We start from the raw sequence: 21,093 nt of genomic DNA, 5'->3' as shown, positions 1-21,093 counted from the left end.
CTCAAGCACTGGCTGCGCAAGGCTGCCAAGCGGACGGTCGAGACCGTCTGTGACGCCATCGGCCAAATCCTCAAAATTGTCTCTTCAAACGAATGCCAAAATTACTTCATCGAGGCCGGATATGCCCAACCTAAATTCATCCCGCTCTAAACAGGGCGGCTTTGCCATTTGGGGAAGTCAGCCACGCTGCCGGAACGACGCGCGAATTAGGTGGGGTCTCTGACCGTTCAAAGGAAAAAGCTTCGCAACGAGAGTCCTTGCGGCTGAAATAGTCAGCCGACGAGGCTCCCCTGTGGAAAGCCAAGGGTCAATTGCAAGCAACTGCTCGATCTTCTCGTCAGTCGAAAGCAATCCGTTCTCGGCTATGCGCCGAACCTTCCTTTCGGTGAACATCACCATGCCGACGTGTCCTCTCCTTGATCCCCGCCAACGTCGCTCTCTTCGGAACGTTCCACACTTTCATTCCAAGAGCATGGCCCATCGCACCCAGACGATGGATAGGTCAACAGGTCGGGAAGTGCCGCAGATCAGGCCGTATGTGATCCACTGACCCTGCGACGAGCAACCCTGGGCCGAAATCCTACGCACTCTTGTCAGTCGAGGGAACAAATCGTGCGCACGCAAATTCGTATCGGACGGAGATAAATCGCTTAGCGAGGGCAAGAGAATGGGATTCTTTGGCAAATATTTTTCAGGTCTGTTGGGGAAGAACGGGCAACGGGAAACGCGTGGCGGCGACATGCGTAAGGCTACAGGCGCGGGCCCGGCCCTGGCAGCGCACTCTAAGGACGCGAAAAGCGAAGCCCCGACGGGCCAAAATGCGACGGCAGCGAGAAAGAAATCCAACGGTCAATCTCAACGACGTGGGTAACTGTTCGGCAAAGGCCCAGCGAACGCTAATCTCGCCGCGCGGCGGCCGTCAGGTTTGAAGCCCATGCGAGCAGTACCCTTCCCTGGTAAGGTGGTCTTCGGAGACCTTGGCGAGGTGGAACCGCTGAGCCGGAAGTTCGGTGGCGACCGCGGCACGCCACTGGATCGCTACTATATAGAAAGCTTTCTGCAGCGTCATGCAAACGACATTAGGGGACGTGTCGCGGAGATCGGCGACAATGTCTACACCCTCCGTTATGGCGCCGAACGGGTCGAGCGGACAGACATTATCGACTCCCCGCAAAGTGCCAATCCACATGCTACAGTCCGCTTTGATCTCCAGAACCAAGACGCCGTAGAGGCCGGCCGTTTCGACTGCTTGATCGTGACCCAGACGCTGCATATGATTTACGACGTGCATAGCGCGCTGGCCACGATCTATCGCGCCTTGGCAGCGGGCGGCGTTGTGCTGGCAACGGTGCCAGGCATTACGTCGATCGACGCTTATGACGGCCCAGAGAAATGGTTCTGGGCGATGACCCAGAGTGCCGCGCGACGCTTGTTCGAGGAACGGTTCGGCACCTCAGCAGTGGAAGTGCAGCAATTCGGCAACGTACTTGCAGCCACGGCCTTCCTTCAGGGACTCGCGTTTGAGGAGATCGACCGCGCAAGCCTTGACGTCGTTGATCCCCTGTATCCTGTGATTACTGGGATCAGGGCCACCAAAGAATCCTGATCCGTCACCGAGCTCAGGGAACGGAGTGGAGGCGAGCCTTGTCGGGACGGGATCCGATCAACTGCCGGAAAATCTGACTGGTCATGATCGCCGACTGGCGGATGTCGAAGCATGCTTGCGCACGCCTCACGCTCGCACCAGCCATCGACTTCAGCCTGGCCGAGTTGGACAAAAGGGCGAGCGCCGCCAAGGCCACGCCCTCCCAGTCGCCGGGATATTCCGAAACAATACCGGGCCACTCGGTGGTGCCCACCAGAATTCCGGTCTCGCCTGTGGCGACAATTTCCGGAACGCCGCCGACGCCGATCGCCACGACCGGCACACCCGACGCCATGGCCTCCAGGATGGTGAGCGGCATCGCGTCGGCGCGCGATGTATGCAACAGCAAATCAAGTGCCGGATAAATCCGATGTGGTTCGCGCGCAAGCCCAATCATATGAATGCGCGACTCCAGCCCCGCGCGTCGTATGGTAGCGACGAGATCCTTCTCCATTAAGCCGGTGCCAACCATTGCGAAATGCACGTCGGGACGCCTTTGCAGAATGTACTCGGCTGCCTTGAGGAACTTGTCGGGGCCTTTTTCCCAGGCAAGCCTGCCAACGAAACCAACCAGCAGATCGGCAGGACCGACGTTGATCGTTCGGCGGAACTCCGCCGGCTCAGCGGACATCGGATGATACGTTGCGAGGTCGACGCCGTTGGGAACAAGGCTTACGCGTTCAGGCGCCAAGCCCACAGCAAGTGCCTGTGACCAAGCTTCACGGCACACCACAATGGTGTGGCTCCCGGTTGTGCGCGCCACACTGATTTCCTGCGGATGAAGGCTCATGCCATGCAACGTGGCTACGGTTGGCGTCCCGCAAAGGCGCCCGGCCATTGCCGCGACGGTATGTGCATTCATCAAGTGAGCGTGGAGCAGATCGACGCCAGTTTCGCGGACCAGTGTGCAAATCAGTTCGACTGTCCGCCAAGGCGGATCGTCACGCAGCGGGGCAATATAGACGTCTCTCCCTTCGGACCGTAACAACAAGGTATAAGGGCTCTCAAATGGACACAGGAGAGAGACCTTGAACTCGTTCGATGGCAGGTTTGCAGCCAGGTTGCGCACGTAATTTTCCATGCCGCCTACTATAGCGTTTCCCAAGACCTCTAGTATGTGCGTGCGCTCATCAGTCTGGCCGCCTGGCAACACACGCGGTGTCCGGGCCATCACTTTCCTCCTTGTGCTGGGCGTAGCCTCAGCCAGTCCATTGCAGTCCCCGCCATGATCTCATTTCGGTCCTCGATCGCGACGTCTAGCTGATCGAGCACTGTCGCAACCTCGTCTATTGCCGCGCGAATATGAGCACCAGTGCAAGGCAGGAAGCGATCGCTGCCGAATTGCAGGGAGCGCGGGCCGATCACGTCGATTGCCTTGCGAAATACCTCGTAGCGGTAGATCGGAGGTGGCCCGAATGAGAGGTCGAAGCGAAACTGGCTCGCGGCCGGGTCGACTCCATTTATCCGATCTATAACGCCAACTGCATTGGCTTCGTCACACCATGGCCAGCCCAGATGAGCCAAGGTCACTCGAAGGCCGGGATGATCACGAACTGCTTCGTAGAAAGAGGGGCGGCAAAACCGTCCGGATCGACCGTCAATGAAAATCCCACTGTGGAACAAGATGGGGAAATTGAGCTTTGCAGCGACCGCGTACACACGATGAGCGCACTCGTCATATGGGTACCAACCGGTCGGAACCATCTTCAACGCGCGAATACCAGGAAGTGCAGCTGCCTCCTCAAGATCGTCGACGGATTGTGGATGGAGTGGATTGACAACGGCGAACCCGACCAGCCGATCCGAGTGGCCTTCGATCAGGCCTGACAGGTAGCGGTTGCCAGCGCGCAACGATTCGCGGTCATCAAGGGAATAAGGCGCTGTCAGGAACGGCGCCAGCAAGAAGGCGGCATCGACCCCCGCCTCGTCAAGCGCTTTGAGCACGTCCGCTGTCGTTTCGCGGCCGGACGTATGAAGGTGTGCATCGACAATCATCTGCGTCTCCCCGGCGACAACTTGCGCAGGCGATGGCCGTTCCAGAGATAATAAGAAATCGTGGTTTCTTCGGCGTCCGGTCGGGAAAAACAAAATTATGTCGTCGGCGTGGAACCCGAGCTTCAGACGGAGCTTGATCCACCATAAGCCAACCCTAATACGGATCGTTGCAATGGATCAGAGCGTATCCAACCCCCTGCTTGTGCCATTCGAGCACCCGCTTCTGCTATGTTTCTCCCATTTGCGCTGGGATTTCGTTTTTCAACGCCCCCAGCATTTGATGACGCGCGCCGCAGCCCACTACAACGTTGTCTTCTTCGAAGAGCCTGTGTTCGAGCCCGTCCAGAGACCACTGTTGCGGCGCAGGTCTGTTGCCTGCGGCTTGGAAGTCGTGACGCCCGTCCTCCAGGACCGCCAGTCGCCAATTGATACCGACAAAACCCTCGCCATCTTGTTGGACAGACTGGTTTCCGAGATCGAGCATGACCAGTTGGTAACTTGGTATTACACGCCTATGGCCCTGAAGTTCACGGCCGCGCTGCACGAGGATGTCTGCGTCTACGACTGCATGGATGAACTCTCTGCTTTTAAGAACGCGCCGCCCGAACTCGAGCGGCTCGAGCAGCAACTGTTCATCAAGGCCGACGTCGTGTTCACTGGCGGAATGAGCCTTTATGAGGCCAAGCGCAGCCGGCATCCATCCGTCCATGCCTTTCCAAGCGGCATTGACACGGCACATTTCCATCAGGCGCGCCGCCCCCAGACAGACCCTGCCGACCAGCAATCCATTGCGCATCCGCGCGTGGGCTTCTTCGGTGTCATCGACGAGAGGTTTGATATCGACCTGATGGCTCGAACCGCCGCAGCGATGCCAAACGTCGAGTTCGTCACCATTGGTCCGGTGGTGAAGATCGACCCGGCCACGCTGCCGACCGGCCCAAACATTCATTGGCTGGGCGCCAAGCGGTACGCCGAACTGCCCGAATATATGGCCGGTTGGGATGTGGGATGGATGCCTTTCGCCTTGAACGACGCTACACGGTACATCAGTCCCACGAAGACCCCTGAGTTCCTTGCCGGGGGACTGCCCGTGGTTTCGACAGCCATCGCCGATGTCGTGCAAACCTATGGCCGTCGCGGACTGGTGAAGATCGCTGACGCAAGCTCGATGCCATCAGCCCTCCGGACCGCTCTGCGCAAAGGCCCGGTTGGAATGACGAAGGCGGACGCATTCCTCTCGGGGATGTCGTGGGACTCGACCTGGAAAGCCATGCATGACTTCCTGACACCCGCGAAGATTTCGCGACTTGCCACGTCTAGCCGGCTGGTCGACCATGTTTGACTGGCTCGTGGTCGGCGCAGGCTTCGCAGGAAGCGTTTTGGCAGAACGCCTCGCCAGTCAGCGTGGAGATACAGTGCTGGTCGTCGATCGTCGCGCTCACATCGGCGGCAACGCTTTTGATTGGTATGATGAAGCCGGCATTCTTGTCCATCGCTATGGGCCTCACATCTTCCACACAAATGCAGAAGCCATTGTGGCTTACCTGTCTCAGTTTACCGCGTGGCGTACTTATGAGCACCGCGTTCTGGCCCAGGTAGACGGTCAGCTTGTGCCAATCCCAATCAACCTCGACACAATCAATCGTCTCTATGGCCTAGACCTCACCTCTCAGCAAATGGAGCAGTTTCTGGCGGAACGCAGGGAGAGCGTTGAGGAGATCCGCACCGCCGAGGACGTGGTCGTGGGCACCGTGGGACGGGAACTTTATGAGAAGTTTTTCCAAGGGTACACGCGAAAGCAGTGGGGGGTCGACCCATCGCAGTTGAGCAAATCAGTAACGGCGCGCGTGCCGACACGAACCAATCGCGATGACCGCTATTTCTCCGACAAGTTCCAGAGCATGCCGGCGGGTGGATACGCCCGCATGTTCCAGAACATGCTGGCTCACCCGAATATCAAGGTGATGCTGCAGTCGGACTACCGCCAAGTCCGACACGTCATCCCCCATCGGCGCCTCATCTACACCGGTCCGATCGATGAATTTTTCGATTTCAGGCTGGGGAAATTGCCGTATCGATCTTTGCGCTTCGAGCACGTCACCCTGGACAGGCCACAGTTTCAACCGGTCGCCGTCGTCAACTATCCGCAGACCGAAGCCTTCACAAGGGTCACGGAATACAAGCACATGACGGGCCAGCGGCATCCTCAAACCAGCCTGACCTACGAATACCCGACGAATGAGGGCGATCCATACTATCCGGTTCCACGCCCGGAGAATGAAGTGCTCTACAAGCGATATGAGGCACTCGCTGCTCAGCAGACCGATGCGATTTTCGTCGGGCGGCTGGCAACATACCGGTACTACAATATGGACCAGGTGATTGGTCAGGCGCTGACTGCGTTCAATCGTATTCAGAAAACGGGGGCCTCGGCGCTATCTCTTGCCAAAGGGGCGGCGGGATAGCCGTGGTGGAGGTCTGGGGCGGCATCGAATGCAGCGTGGTTCGTGTAGGCGCCGTGATCCGCGATCAACTCCTCGAAACCGGGCATTCAAAACGCATCGAGGATTTGGATCTCGTTGCTTCTCTTGGTATCAAAACCGTTCGATACCCAGCGCTGTGGGAACACGTCGAGACAGTGGACGGTAAGGATGACTGGAGCTGGCTGGACCAACGGTTTCAACGCATGTGCGAACTCGGCATCAGTCCCCAGGCAGCCCTCATTCACCACGGAAGCGGGCCATCCTGGACGTCCATTCTAGCGTCGGATTTTGCCGAACGCCTCGCGGCGTTTGCTACTCGGCTCGCAGGGCGGTACCCGTGGATAACGACTTTCGCGCCGATCAACGAGCCGATGGCGACCGCTCGCCTCAGCGGCCTTTATGGATTCTGGCACCCGCACCGCGCGGACGAGGCAAGTTGCCTGCGACTCGTCGTTGCCCAATGCCGCGCGATCGCCAAGACAATGTCGGCCATCCGCAAGGTCATCCCCGATGCCAAGCTTATGCAGACAGAGGATTTCGGAAAGATATTTGCGACGAAAGAGCTTGCGTACCAGGCTGATTATGAAAATGACAGGCGATGGCTCTCGCTGGATCTGCTTTGTGGGCGTGTCGGTCCCTACCATCCTTTCCATGAACGCCTCCTAGGGGCTGGTGTCGATCCCGCCCACCTTGAAGAGCTGGAGGCCGCGCCCTGCCCTCCGGACCTTGTTGGAGTTGATTACTACCTCACCAGCGATCGGTTCCTTGATCATCGCGTCCAACGCCATCCTCGGGAACCGGTAGGAGGCAACGGCATCGAACCCTACGTCGATATTGCCGCTTTCCGCGCCGGCTTGCCAGCGAGCGAGCTCGGATTTGCCTCGCGTCTGCGTGAGGTGTGGCGGCGCTATACTCTGCCGGTGGTACTCGGTGAAGTCCACAATGGCTGTACCCGTGAGGAACAGCTGCGGTGGTTCTTGGAGGGATGGGAGGCAGCCTGCGAATGTGTGGCTGAGGGTGTTGATGTACGGGCCATCACGGCATGGTCGATGTTCGGTGCTGTTGACTGGAATTCCCTGATGATGTGCGAGGATGGATACTATGAATGCGGGGTGTTCGACACAAGGGCGGCTACCCCGCGTAGAACGATACTGGCTGATGCCATTTCGGCCCTGGTGAAAACCCGCTCATTCGACCATCCGGTGCTTGCACAGAGCGGCTGGTGGCGAGCGCCGCGAAGGTTGGGGATATCGCCTACGATCCAACTGCAAGGGTTTGACCGGCTGATCTCGATCCTGGGTGAGTGTTGCAGCCGCCGCCGACTTCCAGCCAGCGCGGCCCATCGGACAGCAGCATCGACAGACGCATGGGTTGAGCTCAGTGTGAAGGGCGGCGGACTCGGTTCACCACCTGTCTTGTTTGCGAGATATGGCGACGGCAAAACCTTCTCGCTATCGCTGCCTGATGGTGTAAATCGGGTCGCCGCCTGCAATGCATTCCTCGACCTTGTGGTCGATGGCCTTGCCGGCGATCACGAGCTTGTTGCCGCTGACCGCGACAATCAATATCAAGTCTCCGAAGCCCCGATCGGGCATGCCGCCGCGCTAGCACGCTAACGGTCTCACCCACGCCACTTACCCTCCGGGTCTGGTGAGTCTTACGGCAACTACCTCGAATCTCGCACCATATTGAGATAGGTCGGATCGAATTCAGCGATCTGCTGAAGGCGCCCCCAGTCGATGATCGTCAACGACTGATCCGCCCAAGTGACCGCGCCGAGCTTACGAAGGTCGCCCACGATGCGGTTCATATGAACAACCGATAGTCCCAACACGTCTGCGAGTTCGGCCTGCGTTAGCGGCAAACGGAAACTTAGACCGGTCGTTCGATTCACCACCTTCAACCGGACGTACAGTTCGCAAATCAGGTGGGCCAGATGGGAGATCTTCGACCGTCGGCCCATGGCGACGATCCATTCCCTGTGGATCGCCCCGTCGACAAGCGTGTCCAACCAGAGAAGCCGGGTGAGGTGAGGCGCTGTCTCCGTGATCTTTCGTAGCCGATTATGATCGGCAAAAAGCACACGGCAGGCCGACAAAGCGATAATTCCATGGTCCATGGTTTTGAGCAGGAAAGCATGGAGGTCGACAAAATCGCCCGGCACCTGGAGCGCCGTGAATTGTCGGCCCCCGTCCTCTAGCACTTTGTATCGAGCTGCCAGTCCCTCAACCAGAAGGGTGCTATAACTCGGACGGGATCCCGCAGACACCAGATCCTGGCCAACGGCGAAATCACGTCCGATTGAAATCGTTTCGGCAAGCAAAGCCCGTTCGGCGTCTGAGACAACATCGTGTTGCTCTAGCTGCATAAAAAGAGGTTCAAGCATCTCGTGGTCTTGAGGCTTATTGACGGAGGGCCCCACCGCCTTGGCAGCGTACGCCCTCCATTTCCGAATGAAGTCACGGTAACAGTTTGATGTATTTTCTCCCAAAGCGCCAGCAGCGAAGGAACCTCGATAAGTGGAGGAGATTTACAGGTGACGTTTGCAGCGAGCTCGCAATGAACCGGTATTTCTTCGATGTTTACAACACTGACGGGCAGGTTCTGGATGAGGAAGGCCAACTTTTCGAGACGCCCGATCGCGCGCGAGCGGAGGCCTTGCGCATCCTGCACGACGTCGCGCGCGATGAAATGCCTGACCGTGACCTGGTCAAACTTACCGTGAAGGTTAGGGGTGGCGACGGCGCCCAAATGTTTGAAGCATCGCTCATCTTAACCGCGGGTTGGAGTGCATCGTTATTCGTTCCGCCAAAGTAAGGGCACTGTGGGCGCGCGAATATGGTGTCGGCCGTAGGCGCACGAACAGGCGAGCGGTCATCCGTCAGTCTCGTCGCTTCGTTCACCCTTCTTCTTGTGCGATTCCCACGACACCTTTCACTATGCATTGTCCGACGACCGAGAGAGGCGCGGCTCTCTCATGCTTTTAGAAAACGATCGGCGTTCATGGTCTTCCGTCTTGGCGGAGAGCAAAGCCAATGCTCCAACCGACGTATCTTAGCGGAACTGGTCAAATGTGCATTGGCTGGGCGACTTGTCCGGTCGCCAGCGCAGCAGCTTTGTGCCATGCCGGAAGCGATCACCCGTTACATGATCGAAGCGCACCTCCACGACCAACTCCGGGCGCAGGGGCTCCCATTCGCCACTCCGTTCCGTGCTCCATCGGCTTGGCCCGCCCGGTGCCTTGCCAGTGAAGCCTGGCGGTTCGCGCAATGCTTCCAACCGATGGGTCAGTTCGGTGCGTTCGTCATTGGAGATCGTGGATGTAAAGCCCACATGATCGAGCCTGCCATCCTTGTCATAGAGGCCGAGCAGGAGGGATCCGGCCTCGCGCCTGTCGGCGAGATAGCGGAAGCCTCCTACGACACAGTCAGCCGTCCGCATCCGCTTGACCTTCACCATGGCGCGTTCGCCGGGAAGATACGGCCCATCCAGCCGCTTGGCGATTACGCCGTCGGTATTGCCGCCCGAGTCCTGCAGCCACTTTTTGGCCTGCATAAGATCCAAGGTCGCAGGCGAAAGTTGTATGTCCGCACTGCCTATTGACCGAACCAACCTCTCCAGCGCGGCACGTCTCCCGGAGAGCGGTCGATCGGTGAGAACTTGTCCGGTCGGATCGGCCAGCATATCGAACACCATCAGCTTGGCGGGCGTCTCGACCGCCAGTTTGCGAATCCGGCTTTCGGCCGGATGCAGACGCATCTGCAAGGCGTCAAAGGAATAGTTACCGGTGCGTTCGATTAGAATCTCACCGTCGATGACGAATTGCGCTGCCGGAAGGTTGCACAAGTGATCGACAAGCTCAGGAAAATAGCGGGCGAGCGGCTTTCCGGACTTGGCGCGAATATCTACCGCATTGCCGGCCTTGAACGACAGACACCGAAATCCATCCCACTTAGGCTCATATTGCCAGACACCCTGTTGTACGGGAATGGCGTCCGCACGTTTGGCTTCCATGGGAGCAGTGTCGATCGGCAGGAGAAATGGGGCGGAAGCGCTCATTTTGCTTCCCGCCCTTTGCGCGACTCCCTCCAGAGATGGGAAAGCGGACCGCTGCTACCGTAGACGGGATCCTGCCGCGGTTTCGCGACTTTGGGAATGGCCTTGACCGCCCGGGCATGGTCCTCCTTGCCTTTGCATTCGTCGTAGATCCCGTCCAGCGGATAGGCGCCGACCACCAGAAAGTCGTCTTCGGCATACAGACATTCGTGGCCAGTGCCTGCCGGCAGGACAGCGACGTCCCCCGCCTTCATCGTCAGCGAGCGGCCGCGCTTGCCGCCGAACTGCACCTTGGCCGATCCGCGAGCTACTCCGAGAACTTCGTGAATGCGGGAATGGTAGTGAACATAGTTGTAGATGCCATTCCGCCAGGACTTTTGCCAGCCGTTGCGTGCGAAGAGGTCCTCAAAGATTGCAGCTGGATCATACTTGGCAGGCAGTTTCGCAACGCCATGATACACGACCAAAGGCCAGTAGGGATGATTGGGGATGATGCCATCATCCTTGAAAAGGAACGTGTACGCCTTGCGTGATCGCAGCAGGCGCTCGAGATCGTCGCTTGAGGGCCGCTGCCAGCCTGTCACCTTCTCGACGAACTCTTTTCCGCTTTCGAGTATTGGCATCACGTCTGCCCAGCTGGCGAGTCCACTGGTTGGAGGGGCGCGACCGCAGGGCCGTTGAGTACGGTCCCGTCGGGAGCGAAATGCGAACCGTGACAAGAGCAGTCCCAGCACTGCTCGGTGGAATTCCAGGCCACTTCGCATCCGGAATGCGTGCAGACGGCGGAATGAAGATGCAGCTTTTCAGCCATGTCGCGGCAGGCGGCGATTTTGCGCACGCCGGCGCGAACAATCCCGCCCTGACCAGGCGCCAGCGCGTCCAGCGACTCCAAGTCGCCCGGCAGCAGATAGCCCGCGAGATTTCTGACCGCCGACAGGTTTTCCCGGACATAATTGATCACGCCTGAGGGCGTCTTGCGCGAAGGATCATAGACCCCGGCCCATGGGTTCTCCTTCCCCGAAATCAAATCCTTCAAGAGCATGCCGGAGAGGGCGCCATGCGTCATGCCCTGGCCGGAGTCTCCAGTGACCACATAGACCGAAGAGCTGCCCGGATTTAAACCGATGAAGGCGCAATAGTCGATCGTGTCCAAAACCTGCCCCGACCAGCGCGTGACCTCTTTGGCCAAGCTTGGCACGAGTTGGCGTATCCAGGCCTCGATCGCCTCGAAGCGGATCTCGCCGTCGTCGGCTTCGCCGGATTTGTGATCGACCCCTCCCGCGATCAGATAATCGACCGAACCGGGGCCAGGGTTCAAACGGACATAGTGATAGGGGTCGGCCGTATCCCAGAAAAGCGCGTCCGGCAGATCGCCGCGCGGCAGGGTGAAGGCCATCGCATAAGTGCGATAAGGCGACATCTTCGTGTGGAGCTTGAAGCGGTCGTTGATGGGGGAATTGGTTGCAACGACGGCAGTCGCCGCTTCAACAACGCCACCATTTTCGGTCGAGACGCGCACGCCACCATCAGGCAATTCCTCGACGGCAAGCACCGGGCTATTCGCAAAGATACGACCCCCCTGTTCACGGATGACTCCGGCCAAACCGCGAAGATATCGCAGCGGATGGAACGTCGCCTGATTCGGATAGCGTAGGACCGGTGCGGTCTCGAAACCCTTAAGCGGCACGCCTGTCACCAGCTCGGCCGCTGCCCCTACTCTACGGGCCGCATCCAGCTCCTCCCGTCGCTGATCCCGGGCATCATTGAAGTCGACGCCCATCGCCGGAAAAAGGAATGCGTCCAGCCTGCGGAAATTGCAATCGAGCCCTAACCCAGCGACGTTCTGCTCGATGCGCGCAACCGCTGCCTCTTGGCTTTCCTGGAATAGCTTTGCGGTCTCTTGGCCGCGCAGGTTGATCAGCGCGCTCAGACCGTCGTCGCAAATCGGCGCCAGATGTGCAGTCGTTCGTGATGTCATGCCGCCGGCGATCAATCCTCGATCGAGGACAATCACCTTTTGCCCGATGCTGGCAAGCTCGTAGGCGACTGACAGCCCCGCGACGCCCGATCCGATGATGACGGTGTCGCAGTTTTGCTTTCCGGTGAATCGCGGCGCTTCGGGATAGACGTCGACCTTCATCCATAGCGATCGGGTCTGTTCACCAAGCGCGTTCATGGCAGCCACCGCCGTCACCTGGATGCCTTCTGGTTGACCTTTCGCTCGGCGATTGTCGTCAGCTTCTTGTCGGCCGCCTTTTCCTCGTTGAGGGTGGTATTGAGAAGCCGTGCGACGGCCTCGTTGCCGCGGTCCTGCGCCCAGGCGATCAACGTTCCGTAACGGGTGATCTCGTAGTGTTCGACGGCTTGCGCCGCAGCTATCAAGGCCGCGTCGAGTACTTTTTTCTCGGCAACTTCGCCGGCTATCTCATTTGCTTCCTTGATGATGCCGTCGATCGCAGGGCAGGTCGTTGCCTTGGGCTTTTCGCCGATCAGCTCGAAAGCCTGCTCGAGGCGTTGAACGTGTTTTTCCGTTTCCGCAAGGTGCGTTTTGAAAGTAGCTGCCAGATCGCGATTCGTCGCTTTTTCCGCCATGTCAGGCAGTGCCGTCAAAATCCGCTTCTCCGCATAATAGATATCCTGCAAGACATGCAGGAACAGATCGTCGATGGTCTTGATGTCTTTCGTAAACAATCCCACGGCACGCTCCCGGTTTCCCATCCTTGAAGACACTGTTGACAACGCGCGGATTTGCCAGCTGTTCCGGTCGCTCTGGCTTCCTTGGCGGCGCTTCGGCACGGCGAAGAAGTACGGTCGCTCGCCAGCACCTCATGAATGCCGCCTTCTGGTTCGAATTGTTCCAGAACTTTCAGTCTCAGCTCATGTCAACTGCGCTGCTTGTCGCTTGTCCATTTCTCAAGCGTTTGGGAATAGACCTCGGCGACACAGCCTCGTAGCCGCAGCGTTTGCGGCTCGCGACAAACCACACTGAAAAGAATTCAGCACAGGGTCGTATTCGCTCTGATGTCGAAGGCATGTGCCAACCCTAGACGAGGGCCATCGGCATATAGCGAATGATCACCTTGTCCTGCCGAAAACGTCGTTCGAGTTCCGTGCGGCGCTCATGCCAATTCGCCAGGTCGATTTCCTCCACCATAACCTCGAAGATGACAATGTCGTCGTTATGGGATTCCGCGCCTTGCCGCCATAGACCCTCCGCGGGCGCCTGATAGTAGGCCGTAACTCCTTTGAATCGGCCTGCGAGTTCCTCCTTGACCTGATCGAAATCGTGTCGTGCGAAAGGTTGGCCGGCATTGTCGGCCCGCGGGAGAAGGATTTGGAAAAGGTGCATGTCCGCACTCGCTGAAAAAGCATTCAACGATTGATAAGCTCACGCGTTCCTTGTTGGGAGCGTGTCGCGTCTCGGCCGAGCCTACATCGGGGGTCCTTGTTTTTACCGCCCACTAGCGGTCGCCATGCTGAGTTTGAAACGGGAAGGCGAACCCATGGCGAGCAGCCTCTTGGCTCTAAACAGCCTCCCTCTGCCGTCTTCGGTCAATCGAGCTCTATCCAGGCCGGCGCGTGGTCGCTCGGCTTTTCCCATCCTCGAGTATCGATGTCTACGCCGGCACCTCTCAGCTGGCCGGCAAGCGATGGGCTCACCAGCAGATGATCCATGCGCAGGCCGGAGTTCCGATCGTACCCGCCCCGATAGGAGAAATTCCAATAAGTGTAGATGCCTTTCTCAGGGTGGATGCGCCTGACGGCATCGATCCAGCCCTGCTCGAGCATCGTGGCATAAGCTTCCCGGCTTTCCGGGAAATAGACGGCATCACCTAGCCATCGGCTCGGAACAACTGCGTCAATCGGGGTCGGCACCACGTTATAGTCGCCGCAAAGCACGACGGGCGCGCCTTTTTCGAGCAGCGGCTTGGCATAGCTGATGAGGCGTTCGAACCAGCGCAGCTTGAAGTCGAACTTTGGGCCGGGCGCCGGATTACCATTGGGCAGGTAAAGGCATCCAACGATCAACCCGTTTATCTCGGCCTCGATATAGCGGCTATGCGTATCATCGATGTCCCCGGGCAGGCCGCGCCTTCGTTCCATCGGTTCGGCACCCCGCGCAAGGATAGCCACGCCGTTATAGGATTTCTGACCATGCCAAATCGCGCTGTAACCCGCTGCGCGGATTGCTTCGGCCGGAAACTTTTCGTCGGAAGTTTTCAGTTCCTGCAGGCAGACGATGTCGCAGGGGGTCTCAGCCAACCATCTCAGAAGTACGGGCAACCGACCATTGACGCCGTTCACGTTGAAGGTGGCAATGCGAGTGGCCGGCATTGTTGGCGTGCCTCTATTTCTTGCCCAGCTTATCCTCGACCTTTTTGCGGGTGTTGCCTATCGACCTAACCGCCGACTTCACAGCATCCTTGCTGGCGTCGGTCTTGCCGGCTTCATAGCGCACCTCGTGATCCTGCCTACCGGCAACCTTGGCCCGATCCTGGTTGCGCCCGCGCGTCGTGCCACTGGTGGACATCTCTTCCTCCGAGTTTGCCGCTTCAATGATTCACAACGCGGCCGGACTCTTTAGGTTCATCCGGCAGCGACAAGATACGTGAACTTGGACAGAACGTTTCGGCGCCTTTTTGCGTCGGGAGGAGGCACACAAAAGACTGGCCAAAAGATTTTGGCCTCGTCGGTTTGTTCCAGCTTCCTGCGACATAAGCTTCCGCCGTCGGTGTGGTTCAGCGAGGCTCGGTATCTCGCTCGGCTCAAGGAACCACTTGTTAGTCCGAACCATTCTTCGAGAAGTGCAGTACGTCCGAGGAATAGATGGCGACCGACAAACTCTCAAAGTACAAATCGAAGCGTGATTTCGAACTCACGCAGGAACCGAGCGGAAAGGAAGCGATCAGGCCGTCTAACCGGCGGCGGTTCGTTATCCAGAAACACGACGCGACCCGGCTCCATTATGATCTCAGGCTTGAACTCGACGGCGTCTTCAAATCCTGGGCGGTGACCCGCGGACCTTCGCTTGATTCGCATGACAAGCGCCTTGCGGTGGAAGTCGAAGATCATCCGCTCGACTACGGGGACTTCGAAGGCACGATTCCGAAGGGGCAGTATGGCGGCGGCACGGTGATGCTCTGGGACCGGGGCTATTGGGAACCGGTGGGTAAGAAGAGCCCTGAACAGGCATTGGCGAAAGGCGACTTCAAGTTCACGTTGGAAGGAGAGCGGCTGCACGGCAGCTTCGTTCTGGTCCGGATGGCCAACGACCGGGAGCGAGGCAAGCGTCCGAACTGGCTGCTGATCAAGCATCGCGACGCGTTTTCGGTAGAGGAGGATGGCGGCGCTATTCTGGACAAAAATGCCACCTCGGTGGCTTCCGGCCGCACCATGGAGGAGGTTGCTTCAGGAAAAGGCCGCAAGCCCAAACCTTTCATGCTGCAGGGCGGAAAGGTGGGCGCCAATGCGGTGTGGGATAGCCGTGCCGGTCTGGCCGCTCAGGAGCGCAAGGAGAAAGCTCGCGGCAAGAAAAAGGCGGATGCGACCAGACCGGTCGATCTACCAGAATTCATCGCCCCGCAGCTCTGCGACACTCTGGCGAGGCCCCCATCGGGCGGCGGATGGCTGCACGAAATCAAGTTTGATGGATATCGCATCCAGATGCGCATACTCGACAGCGACGCGACACTGAAGACGCGCAAGGGACTAGACTGGACCGCCAAGTATCCCGCGATCGCACGGGCGGCCAGCGATCTCCCGGACGCAATCATCGATGGCGAGATATGTGCGCTGGATGAGAATGGCGCTCCGGATTTCGCCGCCCTTCAGGCCGCCCTGTCCGAAGGCAAGACTGATGCGCTGGTCTATTTTGCATTTGACCTGCTCTTCGACGGCTCCGAAGACCTGCGTGCGCTGCCGCTTTCGGAACGGAAGGCTCGCTTGCAGCACTTCCTGTCCGATGCGCGAGATGATGCCCGCATACGCTTTGTCGAGCACTTTGAAACCGGCGGCGATGCGGTGCTGCGCTCGGCCTGCCGATTGTCGCTTGAGGGAATCGTGTCGAAGCGTGCCGACGCGCCCTATGTTTCAGGTCGTACCGAGACCTGGGCAAAGTCCAAATGCCGCGCCGGCCACGAGGTTGTCATCGGCGCATATGCCACCACCAACGGGAAGTTCCGATCGCTTCTGGTTGGTGTCAACCGCGGCGATAGGTTCGTCTATGTCGGGCGCGTCGGTACCGGCTACGGCGCCGCGAAGGTGAAGGACCTATTGCCTAAGCTGAAGGCGCTCGAAACGACGAAATCCCCGTTCACGGGCATCGGCGCTCCGAAGAAAGACCTCGGTGTCGTCTGGCTCAAGCCGGAGCTCGTGGCGGAGATCGAATTCGCCGGCTGGACATCCGATGGTCTTGTTCGGCAGGCGGCATTCAAGGGGTTGCGGGCGGACAAGCCGGCCGAGGAGGTCGAGGCCGAGAAGCCGGCCTCGCCGACGACGACGGAGGTATCCCGGCCTGCGACACCGACATGGCCGAAACCTTCTCGGCGTGGCGGCAAGGTCGATGTCATGGGCGTACTGATCTCCAATCCCGAAAAGCCATTGTGGCCCCATGCCAACGACAGCACGCCGGTCACCAAGGAAGACCTCGCCCGCTACTACGAAGCAGTCGGCGCGTGGATGATCAAGCACATCCGCGGCCGGCCGTGCTCGATCATAAGGGCGCCGGATGGGGTCGGCGGCGAGCAGTTCTTCCAGCGCCACGCAATGCCTGGCACCTCCAATCTTCTGGAATTGGTAACGGTATTCGGTGACAGAAAGCCTTATCTGCAGATCGATCGTATCGAAGGGCTCGCTGCAGTGGCCCAGATCGGTGCGGTTGAACTGCATCCCTGGAATTGCGAGCCCCAGCAGCCGGAGGTGCCAGGCCGTCTGGTCTTCGACCTCGACCCTGGTCCAGACGTTCCCTTTTCCATGGTGGTGCAAGCGGCCAGGGAAATGCGCGAGCGGCTTGACGACCTCGGGCTCGTCAGCTTCTGCAAGACGACCGGCGGAAAGGGCCTGCATGTCGTGACGCCGCTCGCTGTCACCAGCCGCACAAAGCTCACCTGGCCGGTGGCCAAGGGTTTTGCGCACGACGTCTGCCTTGCCATGGCGCATAACAACCCTGAGCTCTATCTGACCAAGATGGCGAAGAACCTGCGCCACGGGCGCATCTTCCTCGACTATCTGCGCAATGACCGCATGGCCACGGCGGTTGCGCCGCTCTCGCCGCGCGCGCGGCCCGGAGCGACGGTATCGATGCCGCTGACCTGGACGCAGGTTAGGGCCGATCTCGACCCGAACCGCTACACGCTGCGCACCGTGCCCGGTTTGCTTGCGAAGAGTAAGGCCTGGCAGGATTACGACAAAGGTAATCGTCCTCTGGAGCCAGCCATCAGACGGCTGGGAAGGACGATGAAGCAGGCTGCCTGATGAGATCTGCCGCTCATGTCGAACAACGCGGCATCGGCCTTTACCTCGCGCAGCCTCTGATAGGACGCGTGCCGCAACTTTCCGTCGCCGCGGTTGCGTCGGCTCGCGTTTCCGCGAGCGGCGAGACTGAACTGTTCATTCACGGAGTGCTCGCATTGTGACTACCGGCCCACCGGTCTGGGTGATCGGCGCATCCTAGCGCTTGCCCGGACGGTTCTCCGCCTCGACGGATTTACGCAACGCGTCCATGATGCTGATGACGTTGTTGGGAGTGGCCTTCGACTCAGCGCCCTTGGCCTTTGTCGGACGCTTCGTCTTCTTACGCTTGGCCTCGATGATCTCCAGCAGCTTGCCCTGAACCGGATCTGACACCAGCGTGCTATCCCAATGGCGCGTCTGCTTCTTGATGAACTGTTGGATCAGCGGCATCATCTCTGGGTCGGACATTGTGCCGTCGATGCCCTCGAAGTAGGCCTGTTCGTCGCGAACCTCGTCACCATAGCGCAACGTCCACAAGACGATGCCTTTGCCGCGCGGCTCAAGCATGACGGCGCGTTCCCGACGCGAGATCACCAGTCGTGAGATGCCGACCATGTCCTCCGCTGCCATGGCATCCCGGATGACCGAGAATGCCTCCTCCCCGACTGGATCGTTTGGCGACAGGTAATATGGCGTGTCGAGCCAGATCCATTCGATGGAATCGCGCGGAGAGAAGACCTCGATATCGATGGTCCTGGTGCTGTCGAGGGCGACGTTTTCGAGCTCCTCGTCTTCGAGGATGATGTAGTCGTTCTCGCCGCGCTGATAGCCCTTAACCTCGTCTTCCTCTTTCACCTCCTTGCCGGTGACCGCATCGACGTAATGACTGACGACGCGGTTGTGCGTCTCGCGATTGAGCGTATGGAACCGGACCTTTTCGCTCTCTGAGGTCGCCGGCATCATCTGCACGGGGCAAGTTACCAATGAGAGCTTCAGATAGCCTTTCCAGTATGGGCGGACCGCCATGACAACCTCCGATCAGGCAGCGCGCTTCGTGCTTGCGGCGCGCCCGGGCTGCGGCTTCCGATCACTGGTGGTCTTCGCTGCAGTGCGTTTCGGCTTTTCACTGGCTCCCATTCCGGCGCTTTGTCGCAAGGCTTGCAGCAGGTCGTTCTTCTTCGCGGGCGGCGGCGCCTTCTTCTTGGGCAGAGCCTTGCCCTCGATCTTTGCCTTTACCAGTTCGGCGACCGCCGCTTCATAGCGATCGTCGAAGCTCTTCGCGTCGAAAGCGCCCTTCTTGGAGTTGATGATGTGCTTGGCGAGGTCCAGCATCTCCCCGTCGATCTCCATTTGGGCTATGTCGTCGAAAGCCTCCTTTGCGGAGCGGACCTCATAATCGAAATTCAGCGTCGTGCCGATCAGGCCTTTCCCATGGGGGCGGATCAGAACCGTACGCAGGCGCCGGAACAACACCGTGCGCGCAAGCGCCGCAACTTTCGCCTGTCGCATGCCGTCACGCAGCAGCCTGAAGGCATCGGCGCCCATTTTGTCGGGGATGAGGTAGTAGGGCTTATCGAAATAGACGTCATCGATCTCGTCGCACGGCACAAACGCCTCGATCTTGAGGGTCTTGTCGCTATCGGGAACTGCAGATGCAACCTCTTCGGGCTCAAGGACAACGTAATCGCCATTCTCGATCTCGTATCCCTTGACCTGGTCTTCCCGCTCGACCGGATCGCCTGTCTCGCTGTCGATGAACTCGCGTCGGACTCGGTTGCCGGTAGCGCGGTTGAGCGTGTTGAAGGCGATGCGCTCAGCGGATGAAACTGCCGTATAAAGCGCCACGGCGCAGGCAACTTCTCCGAACTTGACATAACCCTTCCAATTCGCACGCGCGGACACCATCGAACTCAAAACTCCGACACAACCCATACGAGTCATTAAGCGAATCTTGGCCGTGAAGGTTCCGAGTCAAAAACGAATCTAATTTCAATGGGTTGGCGATACGACCGGTGCGCAAATCTGCTTCAACGGCTTCGCTTGCGGTTCTGAAGCCGTTCGCGGGCGGCGTCGACGGGCTGCACATGAGAGCAGATTGTCACTCCTATCGTTACCCGAAGGCCAAAATATTACGTCGCAAGAACTTAGAGATCCTGCGACCAAGCTCTGTCCTCTCGATGGGCATCTCGAAGGTGGCAGTCTGGACAAGAAGAGCCTTTGCACGGTCGATTGCACCGAGAGCGCCATCAACGTCCTCGCCTCGTGCCATTTCGACAGTTACAGATTCCCCGCCCTCCCCCTCAAAAACTACTTGAATAAGAGGCAGGCCTGAGGACGCGGCGGCAGGTCCAATGTTAGTTCCGACGATCTGCATGGGAAGTTCTGCAAGCCGGTTCGATCAGTGATTTCCTTGATCGTGCTCATCCGCATTGCCGAGGGAGTCGCTGGCTACGGTCAATACTGCCAGGAACGCAGCGGCGTATCTGGCAAACCCGAAGGCCTGTGCGACCGCTAGCTTCGCACCGTGCGCATGTTCCGCCACAAACGCGTCGGCTGCGCTCCGAACCTCAGCCCCTGCCTTGCCGAAGAGGTCGCGCTCTTTTGCCGAAGGCTTAAACGCCTTCCCGATAATGTGGCCGATCAACAGGCTTCCCGCAGACCCGGCGAGCACCCTTGCGCGCGTCAGGTTTGTAGTCGCCTTGCCCGCATGGGGTTCGTAACGCATTGACGCTGTGTCCGAATGCGTGGCGCTGCCAACGAGGTCGACAGCGTCGTGACCGATGCCCGCGCGGCCGCGGGCACTCCGCCGGCCCGCGTCGAATATGACAAATGCGCCCAACGCTACCGCTGCGGCGGCGCCGCCGTTATCCTTCACAGCGTCGGACACACCGCCAAGAGCCTTGGCAACTTTCTGCTTGGCGTATCGCGTCGACGCGTCGACCAGATTTCGGGGCTGCAGTCGCCGGCTTATTTCGCTGACCGGCTCAAACAAAGCCTGACGCTCTGTTCGGCTCTGCAGCATGATTTCCCGCATCTCTTCATTGGGTTGAGCCAAAACGCATCCCCTGTTTCAGTGTTGCGATGTCAGTGCGTACCTGATTGACGGTCTCGACCGGTGTGATGGTCCATCCCGCAAGCGCTCGCTTGGCAAGATAGAGCAACAGCACTCCGCCCACCCCCAGCAAAACGCCGACGACCAAACACGCGACCATCGGATTCACGCCGAGGTGGATCATCGCGAGGATCAGGAACTGGACCATGGCGAACGCTGCGAGGACAAACAGCGCCAGTGCGGCGATGCCGCATGCGCCCGACGAGACGATCGTCGACGTCTTGACCTTCATCTCCGCCCTGAGAAGGCGAAGGTCGAGGCGCATCAGCGAAGCGAATTGGCTCAACACTTCGCTGAACACGCTTCCTAAGGATCGGCGATCGGTACCATCATCCATTTGGAGTGCTTCC

The 21,093-nt window shown here is 59.0% G+C and carries 21 protein-coding genes; 7 read left to right on the top strand and 14 right to left on the bottom strand.

The window, feature by feature from the left end:
- The first annotated feature begins 985 nt into the window (after positions 1–985).
- Positions 986–1,606, top strand: a complete 621-nt coding sequence (locus AC04SG_RS20625; RefSeq protein WP_488552555.1) for a methyltransferase domain-containing protein — start codon at positions 986–988, stop codon at positions 1,604–1,606.
- Positions 1,607–1,619: 13 nt separating this feature from the next.
- Here AC04SG_RS20625 and AC04SG_RS20620 read toward each other — a convergent pair whose 3' ends face one another.
- Positions 1,620–2,726 (bottom strand): glycosyltransferase family 4 protein, encoded by a 1,107-nt coding sequence (locus AC04SG_RS20620; RefSeq protein WP_488552554.1) that lies wholly within the window; start codon positions 2,724–2,726, stop codon positions 1,620–1,622.
- Between the two features lie 89 nt (positions 2,727–2,815).
- Positions 2,816–3,640 (bottom strand): amidohydrolase family protein, encoded by an 825-nt coding sequence (locus AC04SG_RS20615; RefSeq protein ID WP_488552553.1) that lies wholly within the window; start codon positions 3,638–3,640, stop codon positions 2,816–2,818.
- Between the two features lie 172 nt (positions 3,641–3,812).
- Here AC04SG_RS20615 and AC04SG_RS20610 point away from each other — a divergent pair, with 172 nt between their 5' ends.
- Genes AC04SG_RS20610 through AC04SG_RS20600 form a run of 3 tightly spaced genes read left to right on the top strand, consistent with a single transcriptional unit; the run spans position 3,813 to position 7,739 of the window.
- Positions 3,813–4,982: a glycosyltransferase gene (locus AC04SG_RS20610; RefSeq protein WP_488552552.1), complete on the top strand. Its 1,170-nt coding sequence runs from the start codon at positions 3,813–3,815 to the stop codon at positions 4,980–4,982.
- Positions 4,975–6,105, top strand: a complete 1,131-nt coding sequence (glf, locus tag AC04SG_RS20605) for a UDP-galactopyranose mutase (protein WP_488552551.1) — start codon at positions 4,975–4,977, stop codon at positions 6,103–6,105. The genes AC04SG_RS20610 and glf overlap by 8 nt, the downstream gene beginning before the upstream one ends.
- 5 nt (positions 6,106–6,110) lie before the next feature.
- Positions 6,111–7,739, top strand: a complete 1,629-nt coding sequence (locus tag AC04SG_RS20600) for a glycoside hydrolase family 1 protein (RefSeq protein ID WP_488552550.1) — start codon at positions 6,111–6,113, stop codon at positions 7,737–7,739.
- A gap of 50 nt (positions 7,740–7,789) precedes the next feature.
- Here the strand turns inward: AC04SG_RS20600 and AC04SG_RS20595 are convergent, their stop codons facing one another.
- Positions 7,790–8,509 (bottom strand): Crp/Fnr family transcriptional regulator, encoded by a 720-nt coding sequence (locus AC04SG_RS20595; protein WP_488552549.1) that lies wholly within the window; start codon positions 8,507–8,509, stop codon positions 7,790–7,792.
- Between the two features lie 173 nt (positions 8,510–8,682).
- Here AC04SG_RS20595 and AC04SG_RS20590 point away from each other — a divergent pair, with 173 nt between their 5' ends.
- Positions 8,683–8,940: a DUF6894 family protein gene (locus AC04SG_RS20590; RefSeq protein ID WP_488552548.1), complete on the top strand. Its 258-nt coding sequence runs from the start codon at positions 8,683–8,685 to the stop codon at positions 8,938–8,940.
- A gap of 237 nt (positions 8,941–9,177) precedes the next feature.
- Here the strand turns inward: AC04SG_RS20590 and AC04SG_RS20585 are convergent, their stop codons facing one another.
- From AC04SG_RS20585 to AC04SG_RS20570, 4 genes are read right to left on the bottom strand one after another with little or no spacing between them, the layout of a single operon-like run.
- Positions 9,178–10,182: an ATP-dependent DNA ligase gene (locus tag AC04SG_RS20585; protein ID WP_488552547.1), complete on the bottom strand. Its 1,005-nt coding sequence runs from the start codon at positions 10,180–10,182 to the stop codon at positions 9,178–9,180.
- Complete coding sequence (locus AC04SG_RS20580; RefSeq protein WP_488552546.1) at positions 10,179–10,802, bottom strand: cupin domain-containing protein; 624 nt, start codon at positions 10,800–10,802, stop codon at positions 10,179–10,181. The genes AC04SG_RS20585 and AC04SG_RS20580 overlap by 4 nt, the downstream gene beginning before the upstream one ends.
- Entirely contained in the window at positions 10,802–12,355 is a 1,554-nt protein-coding gene (locus tag AC04SG_RS20575) for an FAD-dependent oxidoreductase (RefSeq protein WP_488552545.1), read from the bottom strand. The genes AC04SG_RS20580 and AC04SG_RS20575 overlap by 1 nt, the downstream gene beginning before the upstream one ends.
- Before the next feature lie 14 nt (positions 12,356–12,369).
- A complete protein-coding gene (locus AC04SG_RS20570) occupies positions 12,370–12,876 on the bottom strand; it encodes a YciE/YciF ferroxidase family protein (RefSeq protein WP_488552560.1) in 507 nt (168 codons plus the stop codon).
- A 23-nt stretch (positions 12,877–12,899) separates the two neighbouring features.
- Here AC04SG_RS20570 and AC04SG_RS20565 point away from each other — a divergent pair, with 23 nt between their 5' ends.
- Entirely contained in the window at positions 12,900–13,133 is a 234-nt protein-coding gene (locus tag AC04SG_RS20565) for a DUF6766 family protein (RefSeq protein ID WP_488552544.1), read from the top strand.
- A gap of 89 nt (positions 13,134–13,222) precedes the next feature.
- Here the strand turns inward: AC04SG_RS20565 and AC04SG_RS20560 are convergent, their stop codons facing one another.
- From AC04SG_RS20560 to AC04SG_RS20550, 3 genes are all read right to left on the bottom strand, one after another.
- The gene (locus tag AC04SG_RS20560; RefSeq protein ID WP_488552543.1) at positions 13,223–13,555 is read right to left on the bottom strand and encodes a hypothetical protein; all 333 of its coding nucleotides are present in this window, start codon (positions 13,553–13,555) and stop codon (positions 13,223–13,225) included.
- 176 nt (positions 13,556–13,731) lie between these two features.
- A complete protein-coding gene (gene xth / locus AC04SG_RS20555; RefSeq protein ID WP_488552542.1) occupies positions 13,732–14,514 on the bottom strand; it encodes an exodeoxyribonuclease III in 783 nt (260 codons plus the stop codon).
- 13 nt (positions 14,515–14,527) lie between these two features.
- Entirely contained in the window at positions 14,528–14,710 is a 183-nt protein-coding gene (locus tag AC04SG_RS20550) for a DUF3606 domain-containing protein (RefSeq protein WP_488552541.1), read from the bottom strand.
- A 296-nt stretch (positions 14,711–15,006) separates the two neighbouring features.
- On the opposite strand from AC04SG_RS20550, the gene ligD reads away from it, so the two are divergent.
- Positions 15,007–17,652: a DNA ligase D gene (gene ligD, locus AC04SG_RS20545; RefSeq protein ID WP_488552540.1), complete on the top strand. Its 2,646-nt coding sequence runs from the start codon at positions 15,007–15,009 to the stop codon at positions 17,650–17,652.
- A 195-nt stretch (positions 17,653–17,847) separates the two neighbouring features.
- Here ligD and ku (AC04SG_RS20540) read toward each other — a convergent pair whose 3' ends face one another.
- From ku (AC04SG_RS20540) to AC04SG_RS20525, 4 genes are all read right to left on the bottom strand, one after another.
- Positions 17,848–18,657 carry a non-homologous end joining protein Ku gene (gene ku / locus AC04SG_RS20540; protein ID WP_488552539.1) on the bottom strand — a complete coding sequence of 270 codons (810 nt, stop codon included), beginning with the start codon at positions 18,655–18,657 and terminating at the stop codon, positions 17,848–17,850.
- A gap of 12 nt (positions 18,658–18,669) precedes the next feature.
- Positions 18,670–19,536, bottom strand: a complete 867-nt coding sequence (ku, locus tag AC04SG_RS20535) for a non-homologous end joining protein Ku (RefSeq protein WP_488552538.1) — start codon at positions 19,534–19,536, stop codon at positions 18,670–18,672.
- A 493-nt stretch (positions 19,537–20,029) separates the two neighbouring features.
- Positions 20,030–20,686, bottom strand: coding sequence for a hypothetical protein (locus AC04SG_RS20530; protein ID WP_488552537.1), 657 nt, complete (start codon positions 20,684–20,686; stop codon positions 20,030–20,032).
- Complete coding sequence (locus AC04SG_RS20525; RefSeq protein WP_352590568.1) at positions 20,670–21,080, bottom strand: phage holin family protein; 411 nt, start codon at positions 21,078–21,080, stop codon at positions 20,670–20,672. The genes AC04SG_RS20530 and AC04SG_RS20525 overlap by 17 nt, the downstream gene beginning before the upstream one ends.
- Positions 21,081–21,093: the final 13 nt, after the last annotated feature.

It is taken from the genome of Mesorhizobium sp. CNPSo 4684 (genome assembly GCF_057784315.1).
Note: the sequence above shows the minus strand (reverse complement) of the source record. Positions and strands in the feature narration are given on the sequence as shown.

What these genes read in the sequence shown, in the direction of transcription:
- AC04SG_RS20575 (WP_488552545.1), bottom strand. Translation starts at nt 12,355, where the DNA reads ATGAACGCGCTTGGTGAACAGACCCGATCGCTATGGATGAAGGTCGAC.
- ku (WP_488552539.1), bottom strand. Translation starts at nt 18,657, where the DNA reads ATGGCGGTCCGCCCATACTGGAAAGGCTATCTGAAGCTCTCATTGGTA.
- AC04SG_RS20550 (WP_488552541.1), bottom strand. Translation starts at nt 14,710, where the DNA reads ATGTCCACCAGTGGCACGACGCGCGGGCGCAACCAGGATCGGGCCAAG.
- AC04SG_RS20580 (WP_488552546.1), bottom strand. Translation starts at nt 10,802, where the DNA reads ATGCCAATACTCGAAAGCGGAAAAGAGTTCGTCGAGAAGGTGACAGGC.
- ku (WP_488552538.1), bottom strand. Translation starts at nt 19,536, where the DNA reads ATGGTGTCCGCGCGTGCGAATTGGAAGGGTTATGTCAAGTTCGGAGAA.
- AC04SG_RS20615 (WP_488552553.1), bottom strand. Translation starts at nt 3,640, where the DNA reads ATGATTGTCGATGCACACCTTCATACGTCCGGCCGCGAAACGACAGCG.
- xth (WP_488552542.1), bottom strand. Translation starts at nt 14,514, where the DNA reads ATGCCGGCCACTCGCATTGCCACCTTCAACGTGAACGGCGTCAATGGT.
- ligD (WP_488552540.1), top strand. Translation starts at nt 15,007, where the DNA reads ATGGCGACCGACAAACTCTCAAAGTACAAATCGAAGCGTGATTTCGAA.
- AC04SG_RS20620 (WP_488552554.1), bottom strand. Translation starts at nt 2,726, where the DNA reads ATGGAAAATTACGTGCGCAACCTGGCTGCAAACCTGCCATCGAACGAG.
- AC04SG_RS20585 (WP_488552547.1), bottom strand. Translation starts at nt 10,182, where the DNA reads ATGAGCGCTTCCGCCCCATTTCTCCTGCCGATCGACACTGCTCCCATG.
- glf (WP_488552551.1), top strand. Translation starts at nt 4,975, where the DNA reads ATGTTTGACTGGCTCGTGGTCGGCGCAGGCTTCGCAGGAAGCGTTTTG.
- AC04SG_RS20590 (WP_488552548.1), top strand. Translation starts at nt 8,683, where the DNA reads ATGAACCGGTATTTCTTCGATGTTTACAACACTGACGGGCAGGTTCTG.
- AC04SG_RS20595 (WP_488552549.1), bottom strand. Translation starts at nt 8,509, where the DNA reads ATGCTTGAACCTCTTTTTATGCAGCTAGAGCAACACGATGTTGTCTCA.
- AC04SG_RS20525 (WP_352590568.1), bottom strand. Translation starts at nt 21,080, where the DNA reads ATGGATGATGGTACCGATCGCCGATCCTTAGGAAGCGTGTTCAGCGAA.
- AC04SG_RS20610 (WP_488552552.1), top strand. Translation starts at nt 3,813, where the DNA reads ATGGATCAGAGCGTATCCAACCCCCTGCTTGTGCCATTCGAGCACCCG.